The organism is Paractinoplanes atraurantiacus, from assembly GCF_900215205.1.
In the GTDB taxonomy this organism is placed as follows: domain Bacteria; phylum Actinomycetota; class Actinomycetes; order Mycobacteriales; family Micromonosporaceae; genus Actinoplanes; species Actinoplanes atraurantiacus.
In genome coordinates, this window is the sequence record NZ_OBDY01000019.1 from 155,969 (window position 1) to 174,292 (window position 18,324).

The 18,324-nt window shown below is 69.1% G+C and carries 18 protein-coding genes; 8 read left to right on the forward strand and 10 right to left on the reverse strand.

The genetic code is table 11. The features are described from left to right. Position 1: 1 nt before the first annotated feature. From rplI to CRP55_RS33455, 5 genes are all read right to left on the reverse strand, one after another. Positions 2-451, reverse strand: a complete 450-nt coding sequence (gene rplI / locus CRP55_RS33435) for a 50S ribosomal protein L9 (RefSeq protein ID WP_097325442.1) — start codon at positions 449-451, stop codon at positions 2-4. A 14-nt stretch (positions 452-465) separates the two neighbouring features. After that, positions 466-705: a 30S ribosomal protein S18 gene (gene rpsR / locus CRP55_RS33440; RefSeq protein ID WP_007073789.1), complete on the reverse strand. Its 240-nt coding sequence runs from the start codon at positions 703-705 to the stop codon at positions 466-468. 37 nt (positions 706-742) lie between these two features. Next, complete coding sequence (locus CRP55_RS33445) at positions 743-1,312, reverse strand: single-stranded DNA-binding protein (protein ID WP_097325443.1); 570 nt, start codon at positions 1,310-1,312, stop codon at positions 743-745. A gap of 63 nt (positions 1,313-1,375) precedes the next feature. Beyond that, positions 1,376-1,666 carry a 30S ribosomal protein S6 gene (gene rpsF / locus CRP55_RS33450; protein WP_097325510.1) on the reverse strand — a complete coding sequence of 97 codons (291 nt, stop codon included), beginning with the start codon at positions 1,664-1,666 and terminating at the stop codon, positions 1,376-1,378. 284 nt (positions 1,667-1,950) lie between these two features. After that, positions 1,951-2,928 (reverse strand): hypothetical protein, encoded by a 978-nt coding sequence (locus CRP55_RS33455; protein WP_097325445.1) that lies wholly within the window; start codon positions 2,926-2,928, stop codon positions 1,951-1,953. Between the two features lie 129 nt (positions 2,929-3,057). On the opposite strand from CRP55_RS33455, the gene CRP55_RS33460 reads away from it, so the two are divergent. The 4 genes from CRP55_RS33460 (at position 3,058) to CRP55_RS33475 (ending at position 7,674) form a co-directional block, all read left to right on the forward strand. Beyond that, positions 3,058-3,834, forward strand: coding sequence for a deoxyribonuclease IV (locus CRP55_RS33460; RefSeq protein ID WP_097325447.1), 777 nt, complete (start codon positions 3,058-3,060; stop codon positions 3,832-3,834). A 508-nt stretch (positions 3,835-4,342) separates the two neighbouring features. Then, on the forward strand, positions 4,343-4,504 hold the full coding sequence (locus tag CRP55_RS56310; RefSeq protein WP_179855438.1) for a pentapeptide repeat-containing protein: 162 nt from the start codon (positions 4,343-4,345) through the stop codon (positions 4,502-4,504). Beyond that, positions 4,435-6,684 (forward strand): hypothetical protein, encoded by a 2,250-nt coding sequence (locus CRP55_RS33470; RefSeq protein ID WP_245923547.1) that lies wholly within the window; start codon positions 4,435-4,437, stop codon positions 6,682-6,684. The genes CRP55_RS56310 and CRP55_RS33470 overlap by 70 nt, the downstream gene beginning before the upstream one ends. Before the next feature lie 78 nt (positions 6,685-6,762). After that, positions 6,763-7,674, forward strand: a complete 912-nt coding sequence (locus CRP55_RS33475) for a hypothetical protein (protein ID WP_143235080.1) — start codon at positions 6,763-6,765, stop codon at positions 7,672-7,674. Positions 7,675-7,680: 6 nt separating this feature from the next. Here CRP55_RS33475 and CRP55_RS33480 read toward each other — a convergent pair whose 3' ends face one another. The 3 genes from CRP55_RS33480 to CRP55_RS33490 all read right to left on the reverse strand — a co-directional run bounded on the left by CRP55_RS33480 (position 7,681) and on the right by CRP55_RS33490 (position 12,732). Continuing rightward, complete coding sequence (locus CRP55_RS33480) at positions 7,681-9,195, reverse strand: glycosyltransferase family 87 protein (protein WP_097325452.1); 1,515 nt, start codon at positions 9,193-9,195, stop codon at positions 7,681-7,683. A gap of 138 nt (positions 9,196-9,333) precedes the next feature. Further along, entirely contained in the window at positions 9,334-12,072 is a 2,739-nt protein-coding gene (locus CRP55_RS33485; RefSeq protein ID WP_097325454.1) for a transglycosylase domain-containing protein, read from the reverse strand. Positions 12,073-12,264: 192 nt separating this feature from the next. Beyond that, complete coding sequence (locus CRP55_RS33490; protein WP_097325455.1) at positions 12,265-12,732, reverse strand: DUF5318 domain-containing protein; 468 nt, start codon at positions 12,730-12,732, stop codon at positions 12,265-12,267. Positions 12,733-12,890: 158 nt separating this feature from the next. Here CRP55_RS33490 and CRP55_RS33495 point away from each other — a divergent pair, with 158 nt between their 5' ends. Next, positions 12,891-13,541 (forward strand): PadR family transcriptional regulator, encoded by a 651-nt coding sequence (locus tag CRP55_RS33495; RefSeq protein ID WP_097325457.1) that lies wholly within the window; start codon positions 12,891-12,893, stop codon positions 13,539-13,541. Positions 13,542-13,561: 20 nt separating this feature from the next. After that, positions 13,562-14,641 carry an inositol-3-phosphate synthase gene (locus CRP55_RS33500; RefSeq protein ID WP_097325458.1) on the forward strand — a complete coding sequence of 360 codons (1,080 nt, stop codon included), beginning with the start codon at positions 13,562-13,564 and terminating at the stop codon, positions 14,639-14,641. Positions 14,642-14,699: 58 nt separating this feature from the next. On the opposite strand, the gene CRP55_RS33505 is transcribed toward CRP55_RS33500, so the two are convergent. Next, on the reverse strand, positions 14,700-15,155 hold the full coding sequence (locus CRP55_RS33505; protein ID WP_097325460.1) for a methylated-DNA--[protein]-cysteine S-methyltransferase: 456 nt from the start codon (positions 15,153-15,155) through the stop codon (positions 14,700-14,702). Between the two features lie 89 nt (positions 15,156-15,244). Between CRP55_RS33505 and CRP55_RS33510 the strand changes: the two genes are divergently transcribed. Further along, positions 15,245-15,748: a SigE family RNA polymerase sigma factor gene (locus CRP55_RS33510; protein WP_097325462.1), complete on the forward strand. Its 504-nt coding sequence runs from the start codon at positions 15,245-15,247 to the stop codon at positions 15,746-15,748. Continuing rightward, a complete protein-coding gene (locus CRP55_RS33515) occupies positions 15,745-16,845 on the forward strand; it encodes a TolB family protein (RefSeq protein ID WP_097325463.1) in 1,101 nt (366 codons plus the stop codon). Before CRP55_RS33510 ends, CRP55_RS33515 begins: the two co-directional genes overlap by 4 nt. Here CRP55_RS33515 and CRP55_RS33520 read toward each other — a convergent pair. After that, positions 16,842-18,275, reverse strand: a complete 1,434-nt coding sequence (locus CRP55_RS33520; protein ID WP_097325465.1) for a CCA tRNA nucleotidyltransferase — start codon at positions 18,273-18,275, stop codon at positions 16,842-16,844. The genes CRP55_RS33515 and CRP55_RS33520 overlap by 4 nt on opposite strands. Positions 18,276-18,324: the final 49 nt, after the last annotated feature.

The window sequence follows — 18,324 nt, forward strand, 5'->3', positions numbered from 1 at the left end:
CTTACTTGGCGGCCACCACGTTCACCGGGAACGTCGCGGTCACCTCGGGGTGAAGCTTGACCTGCACGTTGTACGAGCCCGTGGTCTTGATGTGACTCGGGAGCTCGAGACGACGGCGGTCGAGCGACGGACCGCCGGCGGCCTTGACGGCCTCGACGATCTCGGCCGGGGTGATCGAGCCGAACAGGCGGCCACCGTTGCCGGAGCGCGCGGTCAGCGAGACCTTGAGGCCGGCCAGCTGGGCCTTGACCTCGTTGGCCTGGCCGAGGTCACGGATCTCGCGGGCCTCGCGGGCCCGCTTGATGACCACGACCTGCTTCTCGGCGCCCTTGGTCCACTGGATCGCGAAGCCCTGCGGCAGGAGGTAGTTACGGCCGTAGCCGTTCTTGACCTCGACGATGTCGCCGGGGGTGCCGAGACCCGAAACTTCCTGGGTGAGGATGATCTTCATATCGGTGATCCTCCTCAGCGCGCCGTCGCCGTGTACGGCAGAAGCGCCATCTCACGGGCGTTCTTGACCGCGCGGGCGATCTGCCGCTGCTGCTGCGAGGTCACCCCGGTGACCCGGCGGGCACGGATCTTGCCCCGGTCGGAGATGAACTTGCGCAGAAGCGCGGTGTCCTTGTAGTCGATGTAGGTGATCCCGTCCTTGTCGAGCGGGTTCACCTTCTTCTTCGGCTTGCGAAGCGCCGCAGCCTTAGCCATTGCTCTTACTCCTGAACTCGGTAAGCCCTACGAAGGGCTAGAAGGGAGGCTCGTCGTCGAACGAGGAGTTGCCGCCGCCGCCCCCACTGGAGCGGTTGCCGGAGGCCGGAGCAGCTGTCGCCCACGGGTCGTCGAAGTTGTTGCCTCCGCCGCCACCGCTGGACTGCTGCTGACGGTTTCCACCGCCAGCGCCGCCGCCACCACCGGAAGCGCCGAACCCGCCGCCTCCGCCACCGCCGGAGCGGTTCATGCGCTGCACCTTCGCCGTGGCGTACCGCAGCGACGGGCCGATCTCGTCGACCTCGAGCTCGTAGACGGTGCGCTTCTCTCCCTCGCGGGTCTCGTACGACCGCTGGCGCAGCCGGCCCTGCACGATCACCCGAGCGCCACGCTGCAGCGACTCGGCGACGTGCTCGGCGGCGTCACGCCAGATGTTGCACGCGAGGAACAGTGGCTCGCCGTCTTTCCACTCGCCCGACTGCCGGTCCAAGGTCCGCGGCGTGGACGCGATGCGGAACTTGGCGACCGCCGCACCCGACGGGGTGAAGCGCAGCTCGGGGTCGTCGGTCAGGTTGCCGACGACCGTGATGGTGGTTTCTCCTGCCATGATCTTCTCCTCGCCGCAGTTCTCGTTCGTAGGAGGCTCTCAGAACCCCCTGACAAAAACGAGTCAGCGGGTCTCGGGCCGGATGACCTTGGTACGGAGGATGTTCTCGTTGAGCCGGAGCTGACGGTCCAGCTCGGCGACGGCCTCAGGGGTCGCCTGAAGGTCGACGACGGCGTAGATGCCCTCGGCCTTCTTGTTGATCTCGAACGAGAGCCGGCGACGGCCCCAGACGTCGAGCTTCTCCACCGAGCCACCCGCGGTCCTGATGACGTTCAGGTACTGATCGAGCGACGGTGCGACGGTGCGCTCCTCGAGCGAAGGGTCGAGGATCACCATGAGTTCGTAATGACGCAAGACGTTCTCACCTCCTGTGGGCTTGGCGGCCACGGTCTCTCCGTGGCAGGAGGTCTTGTGTCGATCACAGTAAAGCCGTGGGAGTGGACCCACGGCCGCCTGCGAACCGAGCAAGCATACCTACCTCGCGCGCTCTACCAAAAAGAAGGACCCCGTCGGTGGACGGGGTCCTTCCTGGTGGAGCCGCGGGGCGCCCGATCCGCATTCGCTGGGTGGGACCTGGGGAGGAACGACCACACCGATGAGGTTGGACACGGCCGCCCCGCGGAGCTTATGGCCAAAGCTTACGCCGTTATTGCCCGATTTGCACGTTGCGACACGATTGCCCGAATAGTCGCGGCGCCGACGCCCATCACGCATACCGCGGCGATGAGCGCGAGCAGGCCGATCGGTCCCCCGTCGCTCATCGGCCGCATCGCCGCCACGGGTTCCGCGGCGGCGGCCTCGGCCGGGGTCACTCCGGGTGCCGCCGGTGCGGCATCGATCGGATCAAGAGCGATTTGGGGTACGCCGGGGAGCACAGCCCTTTCGTCCCCAGGCGGCATGCCCGCGAATGCCGGCGTGACGCTCCCCGCCGTACTCAATGGGGTCCTGCCTTTGATTTTCGTTTTAGTAGGAGCCCCGCCGTGCGGCATCGCCTGAACGGCAGCGGTCGCGGCCTGAGCCACTGCCGAGCTCCGCATCGTCGCCGGACGGCGCGTGGCCGGACCGGAAGCAGCGGAATTCACCCGCGAGGGGCGCTCGCCGGGCGTGGCGGAACCGGACAACGTCGAGGCGGACGGCTCATCCGAGCCGGCCGGAGACAGCGAGACCGGCTCCGGGTCGGCCGTCGACGGCGCCGGCTGCGGGTCCGGCAGCGCCGCGGACGCCGAGGGCTGTGCCGTCACCATCATCGGCTCGGCCTCGTCACCGAGCGGGCAGTTGGGCTTGAGGGTCACCGCCGTGGTGCCCCGCCGGAAGATCACGTCGGTTGCCGAGTCATCCGGAAGCGTGCCCTTGGTGTCGCCGCCGAGCAGCAGCTTCGCCGCGTACCCGGTGCGGTTGACCACCCGGATCGTGCTCTGGGCCGGAACCGTCATCGACTCGACGTCGGGCTTCGACTGGCAGGAGATGCCGAGCATGCTGCCACCGGCGAAGGTCACCTGCCGGGCCCCCTCAGGGATCCGGTCAGCGCTCGCGGTGCCGTTGACCAGCATCGGAGCGCCGAAGATCAGGCCGCCCAGCGCGATCGCCGTCACCCGCTGTCGGAACTGCCGCGACATGCACCATCTCCCAGTTTCGTCACCGGCCCGTGCCGGTCCGTGAACGTGATCAATGGAGGTAACGAGCCCCGCGGGAGCCCGGTGACGCCAGGGGGCGTGAGTGTCGGACCCTCGTCGTAGTCTCGTTCCATGCGCATCGGAGCCCACGTCGATCCGACCGACCCCCTCGAGGCGGCACGCGAACGCGGCGCCGAGGCGGTGCAGTTCTTCCTCACCGACCCGCAGGGCTACAAAACGCCCAAACCGCGGGAGGACGCGGCGGTGCTGCGGGAGTCCGAGGTGGACATCTACATCCACGCGCCGTACATCGTCAATGTCGCCTCGCCGAACAACCGGATCCGCATCCCCAGCCGCAAGCTGCTGATGGCGCACGCCAAGGCGGCGGCCGAGCTCGGCGCCAAGGGCTTGATCGTGCACGGCGGTCACGTCGGCAAGGACGCCGATCTGGCCGCGGGTTTCGACAATTGGCGCAAAGCTTTCGAATATGCGGAGTCCGACGGTGGCCTGCCGCTGCCGATCCTGATCGAAAACACGGCCGGCGGTGACAACGCGTGCGCCCGCCGCTTCGACGACCTGGCCCGCCTGTGGGACGCGGTCGGCTCCTTCGGCGCCGGGTTCTGCCTGGACACGTGCCACGCATTCGCCGGCGGCGAAGATCTGGTCGGCATCGTCGACCGGGTCAAATCGATCACGGGGCGTATCGACCTGATCCACGCCAACGACTCCAAGGGCGGATTCGACTCCGGCCAGGACCGCCACGACAACCTCGGCAATGGCAAGATCGACCCCGAGCTCATCGTGGCCGCGATCCGGGCCGCCGGGGCACCCGCCGTCGTCGAGACGCCGGGCGGCTCCGAGGGCCAGACCGCCGACATCGCTCTCCTGCGGGAGCGGACGGGTCGCTGACGCGCCGGCAGCACGGGGAGGGTCATGACCAGCGAGCAGCCGAGGCAGTCCGCTTCACCGCCGGCCGAGACGTTGCGGCCCGCGGTGCCGACGCCCGCCATCCCGAGACAGCCCGGCCCCGCCGACTCCGCCACACCCACCCCGCCCCAGCCGGCACCCTCGTCGGCGCCCGGAAAGGCCGAGCCCCACAAGGCCGAGCCTCCCGAGCCCGAGTCCCACAAGGCCGAGCCCTCCAAGGCCGAGCCCTCCAAGGCCGAGCCCTCCAAGGCGGGACCCGACAAACCGGCTGCTGACGACTCCGCGCCGGGCGGGGCTGCGGTCAGCGGGTCCGCCACCGACAAGGCCGCGACCGACAGACCAGGGCACAGTAAGCCCGCCACTGAAACACCGGCCTCCGCCAAGGCTGCCGTCGACGATCTCGCGACCGACAAGCCCGCGCCCAACACGGCAGCGACCGGCAACACTGCGACCGACAAGCCCGCGCCTGGCACGACTGCGGCGGGCAAGGTTGCGGCGGGCACGGCTGCGGCGGGCAAGGTTGCGGCGGGCACGACTGCGGCGGGCACGACTGCAGCTGACAAGGGCTCGGCGGACAAGGCAATGTCCGATGACGCAACGTCCGATAAAGCGGCCGCGCCTCACAAGCCGGCCTCCAGCGAGTCTGCTTTGATCACGCCGGCGGCGGCGACATCGGCTGGGACCAAGACGGCAAAGGCCGCATCTGACCCGGGTAAAGCAGAGGCCGCGTCGGGGGCGGGCAAGGCCGCGGGCTCTGTCGCGGCGGCGACGAAGACGGCCGAGTCCGAGAAGGATCGGAAGCCGGCTAACGATTCGGTTGCCGACACGGTCAAAGATCCACAGAAGACCGTCAAACCGGGCGAACCTCTTCCCACCGAGCGTCCGCCCGGCGTTCCGCCCGACCCGTGGACGGCCTTCGCCACCGCGACCGAGCGGCCGCCCGGCTGGTTCCGGCGCACCACACGGGCCGGTCTGCGCTCGCTGATCCACGAATACGCCTTGGTCATCTACGGCGGCCTGCTCCTGGCCGTGGCCCTGACCTGGCCGACGCTGCGCTATCCGCTGCACACCCTGCCGCAGGACATCTGGGATCCCTCGCGGCAGGCCTGGCAGATCGCCTGGGGCGGCCACATCCTGCTGACCGACCCGGCCCGCCTCTGGCAGGCCAATGCCTTCTATCCCGAGCCGAACAGCTTCGCCTACGGCGACAGCCTGCTCGGCTACGCGCCGTTCGGCATGATCGGCGAAGGGCCCGTCGCCGCCGTCCTGCGCTACAACGTCCTCTTCGTCCTGGCCCACGCTCTGCTGGCGATCGGCGGCTACGCCCTGGTCCGTCAGCTCGGCGCGGGCCGCACGGGCGCGGCCGTCGCCGCGGTCGCCTTCGCGTACGCGCCCTGGCGCCTCGCCCAGGAGGGCCACCTCGACATCGTCTCGGCCGGCGCCATCCCGCTCGCCCTGGCCATGCTGGCCCGGGGCCACGGCTGGTCGCTGCGGCGGGGTTTCCGCCCGCACCGCCGTCATGCCGGGTGGGCCGCGGCCGGCTGGCTCGTCGCGATCTGGCAGGTCAGCCTCGGCTTCTCGCTCGGTGTGCCGTTCCTCTACGTTCTCGGCCTGATCCTTCTCGTACTGCTCGTCGCCGTGCCGCTGCGCTGGTTCCGCCGCCCGGTCGACCGGCCGGTCCTCGGCTGGCGTCTCCTGCTCACCGACACGCTCGGCTCGCTCATCCTGGTCGGCGTCTCGGCGCTGATCGCCATCCCGTACTTCAAAGCGCCCGCCGGCGGCCCCGCCGGCACCGAGATCGCCTTCTACTCGCCGCCGCTGCGCAGCCTGCTGATCGGCCCGGCCGAGTCCCGGATCTGGGGCGCGCCCCACGAGGTGCCCCGGTCGTCGCTGAGCTGGCCGGCCGAGATGGGCCTGCTGCCCGGCTTCGTGCTGTACGCGCTGGCCCTGGCCGGCCTGGCCTTCTCCATCTGGACGCTGCGCCAGCGCCTGCTCCTGCTGGCCGGCCTGGTCGTCACGATCATCCTGACCCTGGGCACCAACTTCTTCGACGGCCGCTGGACGTACCTTCCGCTCTTCGGCCATCTGCCGGCCTCGCTGGGCCTGCGCATTCCCGGCCGCCTCATGCTGTGGGCGACCCTGTTGCTGGCGATCCTGGCCGCCGGTGCTGTGGCCGAGTTCGTCCGCCGCGCCGAGCAGGTGGCCGAGCAGCGCATTCCGCCATGGCCCGGCCCGTGGCTCCGCCTGGCCACGCTGCTGCCGTTGGCGCTGGTGCTGCTCGAGGGCTGGAACGCCACCGCCCACCCCGTGGCGCCCACTCAGCCCTTGGCGATGCGCACGGTCACCGGCCCGATGCTGGTCCTGCCCACCAGCGCCCTCACCGACCAGACGGTCATGCTGTGGTCCACGAGCCGCTTCCAGCCGATCGCCAACGGTGCCGGCGGCTTCGCCGCGGGCCGCCAGGCCGTGCTGCGCCGCAACGTCGAAGCCTTCCCCGACTCCGAGACCATCCAATACCTGCGGTCCCTGAACATCGACAAGGTCCTCCTGCTCCGCTCCCAGGCCGCCGGCACCCCGTGGGAACGCGCCGGCGACATCCCGGTCGACGCCCTGGGCATCCGCCGCGAAGACCTCGACGACGCCGTCATCTTCTACTTGACCGACCCGGCAGCTCCCGCCAACCCGGCACAGCAGCCCACCACCCCGCCCAACCCGTCATTGCAGCCTTCGTTCCCGCTCACCCCCTCGCTGCAGCAGTCCGCCCCCGCGGGCCTTCCGTCGCAGCCACCCACCCCGCTCACCGCGACCTCCCCAACACCCCTGACCGGCTGACCAACCAAGACCCCCGGAGGGAGCGCATCGCGGGCTCGTCGGAGCGGACTGTCGGAGGGTGCCGATAGGGTCCCGGCCGTGGAGATCGCTGGGGATGAGTTGCGGGCGCTGGTCGATGAGGCCATTGAGGACGATCCGACCGGCCTGGCCGAGGTGGCCAAGGTTCGCCCCGACCTGATCGCGCCGTTCCACCTGGAGCTCGTCGACGGCGAGGTGTGGTGGGCCGCCGACCTTTACCGCGCCATGACCGAGCAGACCGCCGCCGAACTGGTCCGCCGCATCGACGGCGGCGACGACGAGCACGCCGTCGCCCTGGCTCATGTGCTCGCCGCCGGCCGCACCGAGACGGCCGTGTCAGCCGTGCGCCGCTGGTTCGCCGATCCGCCCGCCTGGACCGCCGGCCTGGGCCGCCCGCTCGAACACCTCGGCCACGTGGGCGGTTGGGAACTCACCGCGACCGGCGACCTCCGCCTCCTGACCAGCGAAATCACCAATGCTCTCGTCCCCGATGGGCACAAACCCGCCGTTTCCGGTGGGGCGCTTGCGGGAGCCTGCGGGTGGTGCGGGATGGCGCTCTGGCGGCTGCTCGACGGAGCTGGGCCCCTCGTCGCCACCTGCATTCGGTGTGGGTCCTATACGACCTACTTCACCGAGGCGGGGGAGTTCGCCTCCGAGAACGAGCGGCCCGAGTTTCTCGGGCGGGACGCCGACGGCTGGGACCTGCCCGACGGGGCGCCGCTGACCGTCGGGGAGAGCCGGCCGACGCCGTGGGCGGGCAACGCCTGGCATGACGGCGGGTCCACGCTCGGCGGCTCTCCCGACTGGATTCAGGACGCGGAGTTTCCGTCGTGCCCCCGGTGCGCGCGGACGATGCCCTATGTCGGCATGGTCAACGGCGGCGACCTCTGGGCGGATTACGGCGAGGGCTGCTTCTACCTCTTCCACGATCCGGTCTGCGGCCTCTCGGCCGCCGTCTACCAGCAGAGCTGAGCGTCGTCAGACCTTCGCCGGTTCCAGGGGCGGCGGGTCGGCGGGCGCGGGGGAGCGGTCGAGCCGGAAGGTTCGCCGCAGGGTGGCGATCCACGGCGCGTCCGGGCCGTTGAGCGGGCCGCCGTCGGGGTCGTCGGAGTAGTTCAGGCGCACCGCGTCCAGCTCGGGCTTCCAGATCTCGCGCACCACCAGGCCACACAGGACGGCCACGGTGATCAGCCGCAGGCTGGAGGCCAGGACGAACGTGCCCTCGGGAATCACCGGCTTGCTGCCGGCGCCGAGCAGCTCGGCGTAGAAGGCGGTGAAGTACGCGAACTCGGCCACCGTCCACGCGATGATCGCGCCCCATTTCGGCCGGGCCAGCACGATCAGCGGGAGCAGCCAGAGAACGTACTGCTGGGACCAGACCTTGCTGGTGAGCAGGAACGCGGCGACGACCAGGAAGGACAGCTGGGCGAGCCGGGGGCGGCGCGGCGCGAGCCACGCCAGGACGGCGATGCCCGCGCAGCAGAGCGCGAACAACGCGTACGACAAGTAATTGAGGGTCGGAACGTGGTTGCTCAGCCACTGGAAGGGGCCCTGATCGCCCGGGGTGCCGGCGAACCACTTGCCGTCCAGATAGCGGCCCACGTACCAGAGGGTGCCCCAGTCGATCGGGCGTTCCTCGTTAAGCCGGAAGAACCGCAGCCAGCTTTCGTGGTACCACCAGAAGACCGGGAAGTTCACCGCGGCCCAGGTGATCGCCGTGGTCGCCGCCGCCCAGAACCACGGTCGCAGCGATTTGGAGCGCAACGCCAGCAGGAACAGCGGCCCGATGATGAACAGCGGCCACAATTTCGCCGCCGCACCGAGGCCGAGGAAGACACCGGCCCAGGCCGGGTGCTTCTTCGCCCAGAGGTAGAGGCCGACCGCGGCCAGGCCGATCGCGAGGAAGTCCCAGTTGACCGTCGCGGTGAAGAAGATGATCGGCGAGACCGCGAAGATCGCCGCGTCCCAGGGCCGGCGGCGCCGCAGGGCGAGGATCACCGCCGCGGTCACCACGGCCAGGGCGGAGAGCACGAACGCGTTCACGTTGTAGAACCACGTGCCCTGGTTGATCTCGGGATGCGATTCGCCAAACGCGTGGACGGGCAACCCGAGCGCACCCATGAAGTAGCCGGTGACGACCGGGTATTCGACCGGATGGTCGACGTACGGCACCTTGCCCTCGTTGAGGCCCTCGGCGTAGTAGAGGGCGAGCACGTCGGTGTAGCAGAACCTCGTGTACTGCACGTTCTGCTGCCAGTCGCCGCTCTGGCACGGCGATTTCTGCACCCAGGAGAAGGCGAGGGTCAGGCAGGTCAGAGCGAGGATGATGCGGGTCGCCGTCCAGAACCGCCCGGGCCGGTTGCCGGGCCGCACCGCGTGCGAGCCGAGCGGTCCACCGATCGCCTGGGAGAGGCCGCGCACGAAGCCGTCCGATGTCGCCTGCGCGCTCGGCTGGTCGGTGCGATCGACGTCTTCGGACGGTTGCGTGCTCATGTCATGGCATCATGCCGTACTCGGATGCGCGGTTTGGTCACGACCTACTGGCAATATCGCCCGAAACCGGGAAACGCGAAGCCGGCGCGCACCCTGGACGGGTACGCGCCGGCTGGGGCGCTTTACGGGACTGGGACGCTAATCCTGGCCCTGAGTCGTCGGTAAGTTCGTATTACCGCCGTTCTGGCCGGTGTTACCGCCGTTGTTGTTGCCTCCGTTGTTGTTTCCACCGTTGTTGCCGCCGTTGTTGTTGCCGCCGTTCTGCTGCTGGTTGTTGTCACAGCCGAAGATGGCACCGAGCGGGCAGCCCTGGTTGGGGTCGGTCTGCTGGACCGGCGGGGGCGGCGGGGGCTCCTGGCCGTTGGCGAACGGGCTGTCCGGGTTACCGGTCTCGACCCTCTTCGGGAAGTCCTCGTTCTCCCATTTCATCGCCTCGGCCGAGGCGTCGAGGAACTTCTTCCAGATCTTCGACGGCGTGCCCGCGCCGAACATGTCTTTCTTGCCGTCTTTGAGCTCGACCTTGTTGTTCTTGCCGCCGACCCAGACGGTCGCCGCCAACTGCGGGATGCCACCGACGAACCAGGTGTCACCGCTGCCGCCGTTGAACTCCCAGGTACCACTCTTGGCGATCGACTCGCGGCCACCCTTGAGGTCGCGCTCGTCGACGTCCACGATCTTCGCCATCACGGCCTGCAGGTTCGACATCTGCGCCTCGTCGAAGACCCGCTTGCCGGCGGTCTTCTGGCCCTTGATGATCGTCACCTTGCCGGTGTCGGCGTCGACTTTCCGAACTTCCTTGATGAAGTGCGTGTCGTTGCGGACGCCGCCGTTGACGATCGTGGCGACACCCTCGGCGTGCTCGAGCGGCGGAACACGGTACTGGCCGAAGGCGACCTCGTTGTCGAAGTTCTTCTTCCAGGTGGCCGCGTTGGTCTTGGTGAGGTCGACGGCGTCGCCCTTGTCCGGGAACATGTGCTGCACGCCGGCGTCGACGGCGGCCTGGATGACCTTCTCGCGGCCGATGCCCTCGGCGATCCAGTAGAACGGGAAGTTGTACGACTTGATCGTCGAGGTCTCGAGATCGCAGTACTTGATCTTGCCGCCACAGACCTTGCCCGGGTCGGCGCCGGCGTTGTTGATCTCCTTGCCGTTCGGCCGCAGCTTCGTGCCGTCCCACGTCGTCTTGAAGGAGATGTCCTCCTTCAGGCCGGCGGCCAGGGTGTAGAGCTTGAACGTCGAGCCCGGCGACTGGCCACCCGTGATCTTGAGGGTCTGCCCGTCCATGTAGCCGCCGTAGTCGAGGCCGTTGGGATCATCGCCGGCGTAGTAGCCGAGCACGGCGCCCGTCTTCGGGTCGATGCCGATCACCGACGCCTGGTAGGTGGCGGGCTTCGCGTTCATCGGCGACGACTCGCTCTTGCGCGAGCCGGCCTCCTCGGCCGCCTTCTGCACCGCGGGGTTGATCGTCGTGGTGACGCTCAGGCCGCCCTTGTCGAACTCCTGCTGGCTGATGCCCATCTCGGCCAGCTCGGCCCGGACGTGGCGCATGACCACACCGACCGGGCCACTGGTGGCGTTCTTGCCGCTGGTCTTGGCGATCGGCTTGACCTTGGGGTACTTCCGGGCGTCGTACTCCGCTTGAGTGATCCATTTCATCTCAAGCATGTTCTTCATCGTGTACTCCCACCGGTCCTTGGCGGCGGCGAGGTTGTAGTTCGGGTCGTAGCCCTTGTGCCCGTTGCCGGGCTCGGGCTCCGGCTGCTTGATGATCGAGGCGAGCACTGCGGCCTCGGACGCCGTGATGGCGTTCTTCTGGCCGGCCGGCGTCTGCACCGACTTGCCGAAGTAGCCCACCGCGGCGGCCTCGATGCCGTACCTGCCCTCACCCATGTAGATGTAGTTCAGGTACATGCCCATGATCTGGTCTTTGTTGTACTGGCTCTCCAGCTTGCGGGCGATCACGGCCTCGCGCAGCTTGCGGTTGATGCTGATCGCCTTGAGGTCGGCGGCATGCCTCGCATACTGCTGGGTGATCGTCGAGGCGCCCTGCGTCGCGCCGCCGGTGAAGTTGTTCCACGCGGCGCGGACGATGCCCTTCATGTCGATGCCGTGGTGGCTGTAGAAGTTCTTGTCCTCGGCGGCGGCGACCGCGTGCTCGACGACCTTGTTGATTTTCGCCTCGGGCACGACGGTGCGGTTCTGCTCGCCGAGCTTGGCGATCGTCTGGCCGGTCGAGTACTTGATGACGTTCGACTGGTCCTCGGTCACCGGCGGCGGCAGGTCGACGTCGTCGAAGAAGTACGTGCCGCCCACGACGCCGGCGCCGAGCAGGATGACCATGACGGCGGCCGCGGCGGTGAGGATGTTGGTGCGGCGGCGGCGCTTGGCCGCCTTCGACTTGTCCTTGCCGCGACCGGACCGTCCACCGCCGATGGCGCCCTCGTCGCCGGGCGGGGTGGTGACCGGGCGCACCGCGGCACGGGCCGAGGCGCCGGCCGCGCCGACGCGAGCCGAGCCGACCGACGCGCTGCCCACGGAAGCACTGCCCACGGAAGCGCTGCCGACCGAAGCACGGCCGGGAGTGGCGCTGCCCACAGAGGCGCTGCCGACCGACGCGCGGCCGGCCGAAGCCGAGCCGACCGAGGCGCTGCCGGCCACCGAGGCGCGGCCGGGGGAGGCCGAGCCGACGGAGGCGCTGCCGGGCACGGAGGCGCTGCCGCCGACCGAGGCGCGCCCACCGGCGCCGCGACGGTAGGCGTCCGGCGGCCGGGCCGAGGCGGAGTACGAAGAGGACTGGTCGTCGTCAGGCGTGGAGCTCGCGGACCCGGGCACTCGGGCCCGGGCACGCGAAGACTGCGGGTCGCCGTACGAGTTCATTCGGTCACACCTCGGTCGCGGAGGCGCAGACAAAAGGAGCCCTGGAGGGGCCCCCTGTGTCTGTGCCACGAGCGGACGATATGGGCTGCGTACCGGCAGCCGCCCTGTCGGATGTCGTGAATGACCGAACATGGCGCTGGATGCGCGGTTCGGTCGGGGTCGTGCTCACGGTAGCCGGATCGAGCCACATCATCATCGGCCGTCCCAGCGGGGGAACGACGGCACTGAATCACGGTGGCGGCCCGCGGCGGCCGAGGCGGCCACGGCCTCGACCTGATCGAGCTCGTCGGCGGTGAGCGCGTCCCGGCCCAGGAGGTACTGCTGGGTCAGGTGGTTCCACGCGCAGGACTGGCACACCTCTACGACGAAGACCTGGAACTCACGCAGCGTCATCGCCAGGACCGGCAGCTCGGCGAGCTTTCGGGCCTGGCCGGCGGACTGCTTGAGCTCATCGCCATAGATGTAGTGCACGAGTGTCAGGTTGTCGCGGCGGCAGATCGGGCAGCGGTCGTCGGTCGGCTCGCCATGGAATCGAGCAGCGCTTTTGAGGTACGGCGAGGCATCGCAGACCTCGAGCGTCCCGATCTTGCCGTTGTGCACGTCACGCAGCACTGCCCGCTTCTGTAGCGAGTAGTCCACCACCTGCCGCTGCGTGCGCATGGCGAAGAGAGTACGCGGTCCGAGGGGAAGCGGCGATATCCATCACGGAGCGTGGCGTGGCGGTGGCTCACTCGTGAACAGCTTGCACAGTTTTGCCGACGGATCTACGGTAGCGATGTATCGGGCCGATACATCGAGGCACAGGGAGGGGGCGGCCGATGTTGGAACTGGCGATTCTCGGCCTCCTCCAGGAGACCCCGATGCACGGATACGAGCTCCGCAAGGAGCTCGCCACCAAGCTGGGCACGATCCGCGCCGCGATCAGCTACGGCACGCTCTACCCGACGCTCAAGCGCCTGAAAACAGCCGGCTTCATCACGGAATCGGCATCCGATCCGTCGATGATCCCCCCGATGACCAGCAAACGGGGCCGCGTTGTTTACAAGATCACTGCCGACGGCAAGGAGCGGTTCGCCGACCTGCTGGCGCAGGCGGGCCCCGAGACGTACGACGACGCCGGTTTCGGTGTTCACTTCGCCTTCTTCTCGCGGACCGATCGCGCGACCCGGCTGCGGATCCTCGAGGGTCGCCGCCGCCGGATCGAGGAGCGCCGGGAAGGCCTGCGCGACGTGCTCTCCCGTGCCGCCGGCCGGCTCGACGCGTACACCCTCGAACTGCAACGACACGGACTCGACGCCTGCGAGCGCGAGGTCCGCTGGCTGGAGGAGCTCATCACCAATGAGCGCTCCGGCCGAGCCCCGGCGGCCTCCGCCGGGTCCTTCGACATCCCCACCGCTGAGCAGTCACCAGAGCCCGTCGGCGGGGATGCACCCCCAGAAAAACCGCGTCCGCATCAGGACCGGCCGTGATGAACAAGGAGGCAAACGCGATGGGCTCCGTCCGCGTCGCCATCGTCGGTGTAGGTAACTGCGCCTCGTCCCTCGTGCAGGGCGTGGAGTACTACAAGAACGCCGACCCCAACGACCGCGTTCCGGGTCTCATGCACGTGACCTTCGGCGACTACCACGTTTCCGACGTGGAGTTCGTCGCGGCGTTCGATGTGGACGCCAAGAAGGTCGGCATGGACCTCTCCGACGCGATCAACGCCAGTGAGAACAACACCATCAAGCTGACCGACGTGCCGCCGACCGGCGTCAGCGTCCAGCGTGGACCGACCTTCGACGGTCTCGGCACGTACTACCGCGAGATCATCGAGGAGTCCTCGGTCGAGGCCGTCGACGTCGTCCAGGTGCTGAAGGACGCGCAGGTCGACGTGGTCGTCTCCTACCTGCCGGTGGGTTCCGAGCAGGCCGACAAGTTCTACGCCCAGGCCGCGATCGACGCCGGCTGCGCCTTCGTCAACGCGCTGCCGGTCTTCATCGCCTCGAACCCGGAGTGGGCGCAGAAGTTCACCGACGCCGGCCTGCCGATCGTCGGCGACGACATCAAGAGCCAGGTCGGTGCCACGATCGTGCACCGCGCCCTGGCCAAGCTGTTCGAGGACCGCGGTGTCGAGCTGCTGCGCACGTACCAGCTCAACTTCGGCGGCAACATGGACTTCATGAACATGCTGGAGCGCAACCGCCTGGTCTCGAAGAAGATCTCGAAGACCCAGTCGGTGACCAGCCAGATCCCGCACGAGATGGTCAAGAGCGACGTGCACATCGGCCCGTCGGACCACGTGCCGTGGCTCGACGACCGCAAGTGGGCGTACATCCGCCTCGAGGGCCGCTCGTTCGGCGACACCCCGCTCAACGCCGAGCTCAAGCTCGAGGTGTGGGACTCCCCGAACTCGGCCGGTGTCATCATCGACGCCGTCCGCGCCGCGAAGATCGCCAAGGACCGCGGCATCGGCGGCCCGATCCTCTCGGCCTCGTCCTACTTCATGAAGTCCCCGCCGGTCCAGTACAACGACCACGACGCCAAGGAGGCCGTCGAGGCCTTCATCCGCGGCGACATCGAGCGCTGACCAGCACCACCAGCGATCTGAAAGGCCGGCCCGCATGTGCGGGCCGGCCTTTGGCGTCTCAGCCCCAGGCGCGGGCCAGGGCGACTCTGGCCTCCAACTCCAGGAGCTTGCGCTTTCGATCTATGCCGCCGCCGAAGCCGACCATCTTGTTGCCGGCGCCGACGACTCGGTGGCACGGGACGATGACCGGGATCGGGTTGTGGTTGCAGGCCGTGCCGACGGCGCGGGCCGCGCCCGGGTCGCCCAGAGCGGTGGCGATGGCGCCGTACGTGATCATCTCGCCGTACGGGATGGCGGCGATCTGAGCCCACACGGCTCGCTCGAAGTCGGAGCCGCCGCGCAGCTCGAAGGGCACGGTGAAGTCGGTCAGCTCGCCCGCGAAGTAGGACTTCAGCTCGGACAGGGCCGGATGGTCGCCGGACGGGCCCGGCCGCGCCGCGAAGCGGACGTTGACGACCGTGTCGCCCTCGACCACGACGCCCAGCGGCCCGATCGGTGAGTCGATGACGTACATGGGCCCATTCTGCGCCGGGGGTACGACAAGTTGAGAAATCCATGCAAGCCTTTCCCGCCGCTCGGCGTCTTACACAGCGGAGGTGGCGAGTGCAGCAGTCGCTGGAGGCGGAATTCAACGCGTTCGTCGCGGAGCGGGGGCAGGTGCTGCTCCGGATCGCGCACGCGCTGACGGGGGATGGCCGCGCCGCGGAAGACCTGGTGCAGGGGGCGCTCGCGAAGGCGTACGCCCGCTGGCCGCGGATTCACGGGGACGCGGAGGCGTACGTACGGCGGATCATCTACAACGACCGGGTCTCCGGCTGGCGCCGGGCCGGGCACGGCCGTGAGGTGCCGATGGCCGAGGTGCCGGACCGGCCGGGCGCCGAGCACGACGTGGCCGAGCGGGTGGCGCTCCGCGAGGCCTTGATGAGTCTGCCCGCACGGCAGCGGGCGGTGCTCGTCCTGCGCTATCTCGAGGACCGCACGGTCGACGAGACGGCCGAGGTGCTGGGCTGCCGGCCCGGAACGGTGGCCAGTCAGGCCTCCCGGGCGCTGGCCAAGCTGCGGGACAAGATCGGCAATGGCACGTGGCGGATGGAGGCCTCGCGATGAACCTGGAGGAAGGCGTGCGCGCCACCCTGGACGACCTGGCCGCGAGCGCTCCGATGCCGCTGGACCTGGCCGGCGCGGCACGGCGGAAGGGCCGCGGGATCCGCCGGCGCCGCCAGGCGGGGGTGGCGCTCGCCGTGATGGCGCTGGCTGTGACCCCGTACGTCATCGTGAAGAAGCAGGAAGCGCAGCCCGCGCCGGTGAGCCCGACCCCGACCCAGTCCGCGACTGCGATCCGCCGGACCGCCGCGCCGCAGAACTGGGCGAAGGCTCCGATGAAGCTGCCCGGTGGCGCCATCGTGACCGCGGTGACCAGGACCGACGTCGGACGGGACACACCCGCCGGCCGTACGCCCCAGACGGGCAACGTGGTTCTCGACCGGGCGACCGGGCGTTACGTGGCGCTGGAGGACGACTACTACACGGTGTGGGGCGCCCCGGCGAAGAACCGCGGTGTCGTCAGCAACGGCGGCGGCGGCCTCGGCCTCATCCGCGCCGACGGCGGCCTGAAGTGGGTCCAGATCGCCTACATGCTCGACCCGCAGTGGTCGCCGGACGGCACCCGCCTGCTCGTGTCGACGCTCAACGGCTACACCGTGATCGACGCGGCCACCGGCCGGATGAGCCGGCACTCCGTGGCCGACGCGATAGCGGTCTGCCCCGACAACTGCTTCTTCACGTGGCTGCCGGACGGCAAGAGCATCGCCGTCGCCCGGCGGGACCTGACGGTCACGCAGTCGGAGGAGGCGGCCGACAAGGTCAGCGCGGTCGCGGTCTACGACGTCACGACCGGCAAGCAGGTACGGACGATGCCCGTGCCCGGCGTGCCGGTCAGCGGGAACGCCTGGTCGCCGGACGGCCGCCGGGTCCTGCTGGAGGCGGCCGAGCTGGGCGGGACCGGGCGGCGGATCGCCGACACGGCGACCGGGAAGATCATCAAGCAGATCCCGGCTCCGAACGCGCGGTTCCTGCCGAACGGGCAGATCCTCGGCCTCACCGACAAGCTCGCGACCCTCTACGACGCGAACGGCACGGTCGTCGAGGTGATGACGCTGCCCCGCGACTTCCGGTACCGCACGGTCAGCGTCGGCCTTCCCTAGCCGGAAAGGTGCCCGTTGTCGCGGGCCCACTTGTAGAGCTCGGCCTCGGCCTCGTCCCGCGTCAGCGGGCCGTTGTCGAGGCGGAGCTCCTTGAGGTGGCGCCAGGCCTGGCCCACGATCGGGCCGGGCGGCACGCCGAGCAGCTCCATGATCGCGTTGCCGTCGAGGTCGGGGCGGACCCGGGCCAGGTCCTCCTCGGCCGCGATACGGGCGATCCGTTCCTCGAGCGCGTCGTAGTCGGCGGCCAGGTTGGCCGCCTTGCGCCGGTTGCGGGTGGTCACGTCGGAGCGGGTGAGCTTGTGCAGGCGCTCGAGCAGCGGACCGGCGTCGGTCACGTAGCGGCGCACCGCCGAATCGGTCCACTCGCCGCGGCCGTACCCATAGAAACGCAGGTGAAGACCGACCAGCTCGACCACGTCGGAAGTGACGTCCTTGGGGTATTTCATGGCCTTCATGCGCTGCTTGGTCAGGCGGGCGCCGACCACCTCGTGGTGGTGGAAGCTGACCCGGCCGTCGCGGCCGACCGCCTTGGTGGCCGGCTTGCCGACGTCGTGCATGAGCGCGGCCATCCGCAGGACGAAGTCGGGGCCCTCGTCGCCTTCGAGCCGCATGGCGTTCATGACGACGATCAGGGTGTGCTCGTATACGTCCTTGTGCTGGGCGTGTTCGTCGATCTCCAGCTTGAGTCCGGAGATCTCCGGAATGAACCGGTCGGCCAGGCCCGTGTCCACGAGGAGCCGGAGCCCCGCGATGGGGTCGGCTCCACACATGAGCTTGGTGAATTCGTCCCGAATCCGCTCCGCAGTGATTCGATCGAGATCAGCGCACATTTCCGTCATGGCGTCGATGACCGATTTGTCTACAGTGAACTGCAGCTTGGCGGCGAATCGCGCCGCGCGCAGCATCCGAAGTGGATCATCGCCGAAAGACAGGGTAGGGGCGGCGGGCGTACGGATCACCTTAGCCGCGAGATCGTCCAGGCCACCGTACGGATCGGTGAACTCATGCCCCGGCAGCGACACCGCCATCGCGTTGATCGTGAAGTCACGCCGTTCGAGATCGTCGAGCAGCGACGTGCCGTACTCGACGACCGGATTGCGGGTGACCCCGTCGTACGCCTCGGCCCGGAAGGTCGTGATCTCGAGCCGCAGGCCGTCCTTCTGGATGCCGATCGTGCCGAACTCGCGCCCGGTCTCCCAGATCGCGTCGGCCCAGCCCTGCACCACCGCCAGGGTCTGCTCGGGGCGCGCGTCGGTGCAGAAGTCGAGATCGTCACCGAGACGGCCGAGAAGGGCGTCCCGCACCGATCCGCCGACGAGATGCAGCTCGTGGCCGGCGGCGCCGAAGCGGCGCCCCAGCTCATCCGCGAGGGGGGACACGCGGAGCAACTCGGCGACCGCGTTCTGCTGGGCGGAATTGAGAACAGACATGGGGTTACCAGGGTATCCGGATTCGCGGAGAGGGGTGACAGCGGGCAGG

Excerpts from the sequence above, each read along its gene's own strand:
- CRP55_RS33480 (WP_097325452.1), bottom strand. The coding sequence starts at position 9,195 with ATGAGCACGCAACCGTCCGAAGACGTCGATCGCACCGACCAGCCGAGC.
- CRP55_RS33500 (WP_097325458.1), top strand. The coding sequence starts at position 13,562 with ATGGGCTCCGTCCGCGTCGCCATCGTCGGTGTAGGTAACTGCGCCTCG.
- CRP55_RS33495 (WP_097325457.1), top strand. The coding sequence starts at position 12,891 with ATGTTGGAACTGGCGATTCTCGGCCTCCTCCAGGAGACCCCGATGCAC.
- CRP55_RS33455 (WP_097325445.1), bottom strand. The coding sequence starts at position 2,928 with ATGTCGCGGCAGTTCCGACAGCGGGTGACGGCGATCGCGCTGGGCGGC.
- CRP55_RS33485 (WP_097325454.1), bottom strand. The coding sequence starts at position 12,072 with ATGAACTCGTACGGCGACCCGCAGTCTTCGCGTGCCCGGGCCCGAGTG.
- CRP55_RS33490 (WP_097325455.1), bottom strand. The coding sequence starts at position 12,732 with ATGCGCACGCAGCGGCAGGTGGTGGACTACTCGCTACAGAAGCGGGCA.
- CRP55_RS33515 (WP_097325463.1), top strand. The coding sequence starts at position 15,745 with ATGAACCTGGAGGAAGGCGTGCGCGCCACCCTGGACGACCTGGCCGCG.
- rpsR (WP_007073789.1), bottom strand. The coding sequence starts at position 705 with ATGGCTAAGGCTGCGGCGCTTCGCAAGCCGAAGAAGAAGGTGAACCCG.
- CRP55_RS33445 (WP_097325443.1), bottom strand. The coding sequence starts at position 1,312 with ATGGCAGGAGAAACCACCATCACGGTCGTCGGCAACCTGACCGACGAC.
- CRP55_RS33460 (WP_097325447.1), top strand. The coding sequence starts at position 3,058 with ATGCGCATCGGAGCCCACGTCGATCCGACCGACCCCCTCGAGGCGGCA.
- rplI (WP_097325442.1), bottom strand. The coding sequence starts at position 451 with ATGAAGATCATCCTCACCCAGGAAGTTTCGGGTCTCGGCACCCCCGGC.
- CRP55_RS33520 (WP_097325465.1), bottom strand. The coding sequence starts at position 18,275 with ATGTCTGTTCTCAATTCCGCCCAGCAGAACGCGGTCGCCGAGTTGCTC.
- CRP55_RS33470 (WP_245923547.1), top strand. The coding sequence starts at position 4,435 with ATGTCCGATGACGCAACGTCCGATAAAGCGGCCGCGCCTCACAAGCCG.
- CRP55_RS33505 (WP_097325460.1), bottom strand. The coding sequence starts at position 15,155 with ATGTACGTCATCGACTCACCGATCGGGCCGCTGGGCGTCGTGGTCGAG.